The following is an 8,292-nucleotide window of genomic DNA, read 5'->3' on the forward strand; positions in this document are numbered from 1 at the left end:
AACGGTGAACTCCCCATGGATGATTTCGACCAGATAAAAGTCTTCATGAATGACTGGCTCAAGCGTTTCCTGAAAGAAAATGAACATATTGCCATCAAAGACCTCACCCCGCCCAGCCCCCACACGCAATACGTGCCGGGAGATACCGAAAGGATTATCGAAACACTCAAGGCCCTGATGGTGTCCAAAGACTACGCCACCATGCGGAAATACACGATCATGGCGGCTAAAGACGGGGCTTTCGGCCCACCTGACTCCCTCCCCCTGTCCGATGAGTTCGCGCACGAATTCATCAAAACCCTTATCGCCTACTATCGCATCATCAGCCACCGGGCCGAAGGCGATCACACCTTTGAAAAATCCATTCTGCCGCCCGAATCAGTCGCTCCGCAGCCGACACAGGAACCCAAGCCCCAAATACTGCTTTCCCAAGCCCTGGAACGCTACAAGGCGGACAGGATCGCCGCCAAGCGCTGGAGCGAGGGCAGTGCCAAGACATCCTGTCCACGCTCAACAGCCTGACCGACATCCTCGGCGACATTCCGGTGGACGAAGTGGACCGGCAAGCCGTGCGCCATGTAAGGGATACCCTGCTCCAGCTCCCCAGGTTCAGAGGGCTTGGAAAACATATTCAGCGCACCTCGATATGTTGACGACACATTCCTGCCCCCGTCCGCCTTCTGGTGTCCTATTCTTTCCTGTTTCCCGGACGCACGGCGTGAGGAGGTATGCCAACTCCACATCGTTAGCCACCTCTTTCGGAGTGCCGTACCCGATCATTTTCCATAAGCAATTCGAGGTGGAAGCCCGCGATATGAAGCAGGTAGCGCTTTTCGGCATTTTCTCGCCCCGCAGCCATGTCTTGCCCATGCCGCCTCGGCTGAGCGTGTGTCGGAAATACGGCGATCGGCGAGTCCGGTTCGGTGTTTCATTGATTCCGCAGCCTTGCCGAATCATAGCCGTATCAGGTTGTTATACACGCCACACCAAGCGTCATGGTCGCCGTGCTGCCAGGTAAGTCCATTGCGTTTCGGCTCTACGATTCGCGTCTTCCATGGACTGTCAGCCAACACTGTGAGAACGACGAGCGATACCCTTTATGCGCTAGCCATTTCAGTCGGATTATCGAAAGAAGGAGCCTTACCGATCTTTTCCAGATTCGCTTTCATGGTTTTCTGCGTTTCACCCAAAGTATTGATGTCGCCTTGGTCCGCCGAGTGAATATCAACCGCGATCACTGCGCCGGTATCCTGGTCCACAAGGTCTCCTGGCTTGCAGACCAAGGAGCAGCAGTTTTGCACCAATTCAAAAGAAGCACCCATAACTTCCCTAGCATCATTCAATCAAAATCTATTAAAATTACAGCGTGTTCCGCAAAATTCTCTGAACATCCGTTGCTATCAACCAACATGTAGGTTTTCCCGTCACGAGTTATGAGGGGTCGCCCTTCCAGAAGGGCAGCATTGAACGAGTACAGGCTGTCAGCATGGTAGCGTTCATCCGAAAAAAGCAATCGGTACAAGAAAATCCTTTTGATCGAACGACGGATACCTGCTTTGTACGGGATGAACACGGGCTGGTGTGTTTCGCTTGCCTGACTGACCAGTTGCATGGTCTTGAGGGTCTTCATATATCCGTTGTTCAACATTTTCACATGCTTGAATGAATATGTTGCCACGGGTACGGCCAAAAGCAAAAATAGCAACACTCGGATTTCCCGGCCGCCCGCATTGAAGGGAAGCTTGCGATTTCCGACGAGTCGTTCAACCGGGTTGGAGGACAGGAAAAGTACCACCACAAGAAGGGCAAGTTCAAATATGGCGGCCTGGTATCTGAAAAGCATCCGTTCCGGCCTGGCAAAAGGAAAAACGGATGTAATCGCATATGCGGTCCCCAAAAAACCGCAGAGAAAGGGCACGGCCAGGGGATATACCGGACGCAGCCTTTTCACGAAAGCCAACAAAGAAAGCCCAAAAGCCAAATAATACAAGAACGACGGGGCCTTCCCCGGATATGTAAAATACACGAAAAAATTGGCCACATATTTGAGCAAAGAATCGGAAGAGGACTGCCATGTGGCGTTGGGGTTGCCCGTATGTATGGCGTGGTGACTTCTTTGGATCAATTCCACCCTACCCAAGGTGGCACCGGTCATGGAATCGAACACGTACGTTTCCAAGGCAAGAAGCATTATGAAGACCCCGAGGAAACAAAGGATGCTACGTATCGAGGCTCTTTTATTCTCTGCGGCGAGGTAGATGAGAACAAGAAAGGCCGGCAGATAATAGATGGACGTAATCTTCGCCCCGTAACAAAAAAACAAAAAAAGTGAACTAATTACAAGGACAGCATTGTTGCGGTTATGCTGCCAGCGGACCAGAAAGTAAAGTGCTCCCAACAGATACGCCACGACCGCGCCCATGGGCAAGAATTGGGTCCCCAATCGAAGCATGGGCTCGGAGAGTATGACCAGAACGGCCCCAGCCAGCCCCGTGCGCCACCCACGGATTTTTTCAAGCAACAGGAAACTGAAGACAGCCGACAAGGTGGCCGTCAGAAAGGGCCAGACATAATAAACCCCCGGCCCGGTTCCAATGTATTTCTGAATAAAATACACCGGAATATTTATCGCCCATCGACATACGTGATGATTCAACGTGGCAGGGAAATCCCCGAACAACACGTACTGCCTGATGAAACCCCATTTGTAGAAAGCGTCTCCGCCCTGTTCGACTGTTGCGGAGGTGAAAAAACGAAAGCACAGGGAAAAGGTAACGATAAACAAAAGGCAGTAGAAAAAAGGGACCATCCGCCCGTAGCGATCCCGTTTCTGGATGATGTTCTGTTGCAAGCGGTACTCCGTCAGGTCTGGCAGCGACAAGATCGAGATGTTCCAAGTGTATGATCAGAAGGCAGCCACACTCTATCGTATGGGTTGCCTCCAGGGCTAAAACCGGCGGCCCATCCTCACGCTTGGCCCCGTGGCCCTATTATAAAATGATATTATCAAAAATATCGGGGACACAGTCAATGAAAAGAACAGGGTGACAGCCAGCCCGACCGGTTATGACTACCTATGCGAACCTTGCCCAAGGCTTGTTGAACACCGCATACGTAGGGGGGCTGGTGGACAATCATTTTACGAAACAGGCTTTCCATATACGTGGACGCCAACAGCCGCCCTACGTAATATTGTAATATTAACGCGACAGATTTTCAATACATTCAGACATGAAGTCATAAAATCAGTCCATGTACCAGTAGTCGGCCATCCTCTCCCCGGCCGAACTCCATTTCTTCTGATATATGACGCCATTTCCGAGGATTTCCCGTTTCTCGACAGCACTGGTCAGCACAAGTTTCCCGTTGGAGCTCGCCGTGCCTTTCGGAGGCAGTATCCCAGACTGCCGGCAACCCTGGCAGCGAAGGGGGACCCCCTGCCCTCTGGGCTCTCACCAAAAATCGGCGGGAAGTCTTTACTACTAGCTAGCCCTAAGATGGGGGACTTTACACAGCGGCGGTGAACCACCTGAATCCTGCCGCAAAGCGGCTTTCAACGACTGATTTCTCCTTCAGAGGAGAAAAGAAGGGAGTGCCGTCACGCAGCCCTGGCCCCGGAAAGGCCCAGCGAAAGCTGGCGTGGCGGAAGCGCGGAAAAGACACAGGGGCGACGGCATAATACACCGTCGCCCCTGCCGATCAGGGCCATGTCGGCCCGAAACATTTTTTGCAACCGGAGGCCGGTAGAAAGCCCGCGCGCCTTACAACGCCCACGGCCTGCCCTTACGGGCGGCGATGGCGGTATATTCATCAATCTGTCCCAGGCAGACTTCCCCGGCATCCAGGGCCCGGCCGAGAAACGGCCCGTAACCGCGCATGGTCATGTCCACGGTCCGCTCCAGTTCCAGGACCGCCTTCCACTGCAAGAGCAGCGCGGCCTTGTCGCTGCACAACTTGAGCATGGCCGCCTCGTGCGGCCCCCGGTGCTCGTCGGACATATCCTTCCAACTGCCCATGCCGCTCAGGCAATGGATGGTCTCCACCAGAGTCTCCACGGAACAGGCGTTGTCCAAGGGGGCGAAATTCCAGGCGCCGGTGAATCCGGCCGGGTCTTCGACCAACTGGACGGCCAGCCAGAGATAGCCGCTCAAGGGCTCCAACACGTGTTGCCAGGGGCGCACGGCATGGGGCATGCGGATCTCCAGGGGCTTGCCGCCGCGCACGGCCCGAACATAATCCGGGACCAGCCGGTGCGCGCCGAAATCGCCACCACCGATGACGTTGCCCGCCCGTGCCGTGGCCGCGCCCACGCGCCCTTCGGGGATGAAGAAGGAGCGGTTCCAGGAGTCGCAGAGGATCTCCATGGCCCCCTTGGAGGCGCTGTACGGGTCGCGCCCCCCCAATGGATCGCTCTCGCGGTATCCCCAGGGCTGCTCCCGGTTATCGTAGCATTTGTCCGAGGTCACGGAGACCACGGCACGCACGGAGTCCGTCCGGCGCACGGCTTCGAGAACATTGGCCGAGCCGAGGACGTTGGTTTGCAGGGTCTCCATGGGACGCTCATAGGAAGCGAGAACCAGGGACTGGGCGGCCAGATGGAAGACCACCTCGGGACGGCTCTCGGCCATGGCCCGGTTCAAGGCTTCGACATCAAGGATGTCCCCGGTGACGTGATGGATGCGGCCCGCCACGTCAGCGGCCTCGAACAGGTTAGGCTCGGATGGCGGGACCAGGGAATAGCCGGTGACCTCCGCACCCAGGGAATGAAGCCACAGGGCGAGCCATGCGCCCTTGAAACCGGTATGGCCGGTCAGAAAGACCTTCCTGCCTTTGTAAAAATCGGAAAACGGGGACATGCTGCTTCCAAAAGGTCTTGCCCAAGACCCAGAGACTGTTGAAGTTGCCGCACTCGCACGGACAATGTTTGCGCCGCCGAAAGCCGTCGTGGGCACGTGCAACCGGGCTCGCCCGGATGCACAACGGTTTCGGCAACGCCCGGCCACGCCCGAAAGGACGCCAAGCGAACCGGGACCGGCGTTGCGGGGATAAAACTGCGGAAAACGTGGTTCATGGATTCGAAGTCATGGGACGACCACGTGCGCAAAGGCTGCGTCGTTGGTCCATCGGCTCCCGACGCGCCGAAAAGAACCGACTCTTCGGACGCACCGGATATTTCCGCAATGAATGTTACGGAATCTGCATCATATCCCGACGTCTGTAAAGACTATAGCGCGCCGAAAAAACACAGAAAAACACCCAATAAAATAAACCCCATGCAAAGCGGTGACAAAAGAATGGGAGCACTCCCCTTCGGAAGCGCCCCCGGCTGTTGTCCGAGACCGGACGAAACGGATTAATCCTTGGCGACCATGACGCTGGTGGCCTTGACCATGGCCTTGACCTCGTCGCCGACTTTGATGTCCATGCGTTCCACCGAGTTCTTGGTGATAACGGAGACGATCTCCACGCCCGGAGCGATTTCAATGACCACTTCGGCATTGACCATGCCCACGGTCACGCTTTTGACCTTGCCGGGAACCAGGTTTCTTGCACTCAATTTCATAATGATCCTCCAATGAGTTGGTTGATGAATCCTATCCTATACTTTCCGCTGGCCAGTAAAAGGCATAATTCCCATTTCTCAAAAAAACGTCCGGCAGCGGTTCCGCCCTTGCGCCATAAGCGGACCGTGTCCCCGTGGTGGGCGAACATGGACGTCCCCCGAGGTTCAGAGCTCTGAACAAGTGAAGGCAAGATTCGGGATCGCCTCATGATGCTCGTCGCCGGACCGCTGGGGACGGATACACCCGTGGAGCCGGGTGGGATTTTCCCCGCCTGCACACAAAATAAATGCGCCCGACGAGTCTCCGCCGGACGCAATAAGATTTTCCGAGTGCTCATCCGCACCCGAGAAGCGCACGCTCGGCAGCGGGCGGCTCCCCGGCTCGGGCCGACGGAACGCCCTCGCCCCGGGCCAGCCCCGACATGGACAGGCGGTGCTGGATGGCTTGCTGCTCTTTGAGCCAGTTGGGGGCGATCCTGCCGCTTTCCACGGCCATGATGGTATCGCCCAGAAACAAGGCCTCATCCAGATCGTGTGTCACGTGCAGGATGGGAATGCCCAACTCCCCCTTGAGTTCCTTGAGGCAACTGCGCAAGTTACGCCGGTTGGCCACGTCCAGGGCCGAGAATGGCTCATCGAGGAGCAACAGCACGGGATCACGGGCCAGGGCCTGGCAGAAGGCCGCCCGCTGACGCTCGCCACCGGAGATGGCCGACGGCCTGCTCGACTCCAGATGGCGAATGCCAAACATGGTCATGAGTTCGTCCACCCGGCGCTCGTCCGACGCGGCAAAGGCCACATTCTTACGCACGGTCAGGTGCGGAAACAGGGTATAATCCTGAAAGACCAGGCTCAGGCCGCGCTTGCGGGCGGGGACGAAGACCCGCTTTTCCGCGTCGGCCCAGACCGTGTCCCCGAAGGTGATCCGGCCAGAGTCTGGGCGCTCCAGCCCGGCCAGCAGCCGGACCAGGGTGGTCTTGCCCGCGCCCGAAGGCCCGATCACCGCCGTGATCTCGCCCGGAGCGCAGAAAAAGGCCAGGTCCAAGTCGAAATGTTTCAACCGTTTGGTCATTTCCACATTGAGCATTATGTGCGCCTCGCATTGATCTTGTTGATTATCAGCAGCACCGCGAAGCAAACGGGAATCAAGGCCGCCGACATGCGGAAGGCGTCGTCGAAACGCAAGGCCTCGACCGCCTCGAAAATGGCCACCGAGGCCACCTGTGTCTGCCCCGGAATGCTACCGCCCACCATAAGGATGACGCCGAATTCACCCAGGCTGTGCGCGAAGACCAAAATGGACGCGGCCGCCAGCCCGCCCAGGCAGTTGGGCAAAACGATACGGAAAAAGGTGGCCAAAGGGGACAACCCCAGGACCGCCGCGCTCTCAAGCAATCTCGGGTCCAGCTTTTCCAGCGAGGCCCGCAGGGGCTGAACCGCGAACGGCAGATTGAAGACCATGGAGGCGATGAGAATACCCGAGAAGCTGAAAACCAGGCGATCCCCGGTAACGTCTTCCCACAGGCCGCCCAGATAACCGCGCGGCCCCATGACCACGAGCAGGGCAAAGCCGAGCACCGTGGGCGGCATGACCATGGGCAAAGTGACCACGGCATCGAGGAGACTCTTCCCCTTGAACCTCCCGAAGGCCAGCAGGCTGGCCATCGGGGAGGCCAAGACGGGAATAAGCAACATGGTCCAGAGGGCCAGCTTGGCCGACAGGATCAGTGGTGTCCAATCCATGAGCTATTTGTATCCGTACTTGATCTTCAATGCCTGCACCTCGGGGGTGGACAGGAATTTCACAAACTTGGCGGCCGCTTCGGGATGAGGAGCGGACTTCAACACGCAAGCGGCCTGGATGACCGGCGGGGCTTCGTCAACCACGGCGAAACACCCCTTCTTGCCCACCTCGGTAAACACGGAGGAATAGGCGCAGAAGCCCGCGTCCGCCGATCCGGTGGAGGCGAACTGGAATGCCTGGGAGATGGACTGGCCGAAGACGAGCTTGGGCTGGACCTTGTCCCAGATGCCCACGGCCTGCATGGCCTTCATGGACGAGGTGCCATAGGGAGCGGTCTCGGTGTTGGCGATGGACACGCGCTTGACGGCCGGGTTGACCACCGTGGCCTTCCAGTCGTCGCCGCAGAAATTCTTGTCGTTGGACCACAGGACCACCTGTCCCTTGGCGTAGACGAAGGGCTTTTCGGCCAGGCCATCGGCGTAAAGCTTGTTCGGGCGCTTCTCATCGGCAGCCATGAGCATGTCATAGGGCGCGTCATTGACGATCTGGCCGTACAGCTTGCCGGTGGAGGCGTAGGTAGCCTCGACCTTGAGTCCGCTGGCCTTCTCGAAGAGCGGAATGATCTCCTTGAGCACCGGGGTGAAGTTGGCCGCCTGGGCGATGAACAAGTCTGCGGCGAACGCCCCCGAGGGGATGAGCAGACAAAGGACAAGCATCAATGAGCAAATGCGTTTCATGACGACTCCTGAGCTAGGTTTTCTTTGTTTGAAACAGAAAAGAACACGAATCGTTTATATGAACATACGGGCACTTCGAACAAGCGAGTCACGCAAATGCCCAAACGCGTGACAGGATGACGACGCCCATTCCCCCGCTCTTCTTCAAGCGGAGGAATGTTGAAATAATGCTTGCCAACGCCCCGGTTCTCTTATAGACATTCTTTTCCTGAACGTGCCGAAGTGGTGGAATTGGTAGACACGCATGG

Annotated in this window: 8 protein-coding genes; 1 reads left to right on the forward strand and 7 read right to left on the reverse strand. The window is 57.0% G+C overall.

Annotation, left to right across the window (positions count from 1 at the left end):
* Window positions 1-522, forward strand: a 522-nt coding sequence (locus J0909_RS18050) for a hypothetical protein (RefSeq protein ID WP_207265068.1), incomplete at its 5' end; no start/stop codon positions are given.
* Between the two features lie 575 nt (window positions 523-1,097).
* Here the strand turns inward: J0909_RS18050 and J0909_RS18055 are convergent.
* From J0909_RS18055 to modA, 7 genes are all read right to left on the reverse strand, one after another.
* A complete protein-coding gene (locus J0909_RS18055) occupies window positions 1,098-1,259 on the reverse strand; it encodes a hypothetical protein (RefSeq protein ID WP_207265069.1) in 162 nt (53 codons plus the stop codon).
* A gap of 80 nt (window positions 1,260-1,339) precedes the next feature.
* Window positions 1,340-2,851: an ArnT family glycosyltransferase gene (locus tag J0909_RS18060; RefSeq protein ID WP_207265070.1), complete on the reverse strand. Its 1,512-nt coding sequence runs from the start codon at window positions 2,849-2,851 to the stop codon at window positions 1,340-1,342.
* Window positions 2,852-3,761: 910 nt separating this feature from the next.
* On the reverse strand, window positions 3,762-4,856 hold the full coding sequence (gene rfbG, locus J0909_RS18065; RefSeq protein ID WP_207265072.1) for a CDP-glucose 4,6-dehydratase: 1,095 nt from the start codon (window positions 4,854-4,856) through the stop codon (window positions 3,762-3,764).
* 497 nt (window positions 4,857-5,353) lie between these two features.
* Window positions 5,354-5,563 (reverse strand): TOBE domain-containing protein, encoded by a 210-nt coding sequence (locus J0909_RS18070; protein ID WP_207265073.1) that lies wholly within the window; start codon window positions 5,561-5,563, stop codon window positions 5,354-5,356.
* Between the two features lie 334 nt (window positions 5,564-5,897).
* Window positions 5,898-6,650 (reverse strand): ATP-binding cassette domain-containing protein, encoded by a 753-nt coding sequence (locus J0909_RS18075; protein WP_207265074.1) that lies wholly within the window; start codon window positions 6,648-6,650, stop codon window positions 5,898-5,900.
* Window positions 6,650-7,306, reverse strand: coding sequence for a molybdate ABC transporter permease subunit (gene modB / locus J0909_RS18080; RefSeq protein ID WP_207265075.1), 657 nt, complete (start codon window positions 7,304-7,306; stop codon window positions 6,650-6,652). The genes J0909_RS18075 and modB overlap by 1 nt, the downstream gene beginning before the upstream one ends.
* 3 nt (window positions 7,307-7,309) lie before the next feature.
* Entirely contained in the window at window positions 7,310-8,044 is a 735-nt protein-coding gene (gene modA, locus J0909_RS18085) for a molybdate ABC transporter substrate-binding protein (protein WP_207265076.1), read from the reverse strand.
* Between the last annotated feature and the right edge of the window lie 248 nt (window positions 8,045-8,292).

Source organism: Desulfovibrio sp. Huiquan2017, assembly GCF_017351175.1.
In the GTDB taxonomy this organism is placed as follows: domain Bacteria; phylum Desulfobacterota; class Desulfovibrionia; order Desulfovibrionales; family Desulfovibrionaceae; genus Pseudodesulfovibrio.

Coding starts and splice junctions, on each gene's coding strand:
- rfbG (WP_207265072.1), bottom strand. CDS start 4,856: ATGTCCCCGTTTTCCGATTTTTACAAAGGCAGGAAGGTCTTTCTGACC.
- J0909_RS18070 (WP_207265073.1), bottom strand. CDS start 5,563: ATGAAATTGAGTGCAAGAAACCTGGTTCCCGGCAAGGTCAAAAGCGTG.
- J0909_RS18075 (WP_207265074.1), bottom strand. CDS start 6,650: ATGCTCAATGTGGAAATGACCAAACGGTTGAAACATTTCGACTTGGAC.
- modB (WP_207265075.1), bottom strand. CDS start 7,306: ATGGATTGGACACCACTGATCCTGTCGGCCAAGCTGGCCCTCTGGACC.
- modA (WP_207265076.1), bottom strand. CDS start 8,044: ATGAAACGCATTTGCTCATTGATGCTTGTCCTTTGTCTGCTCATCCCC.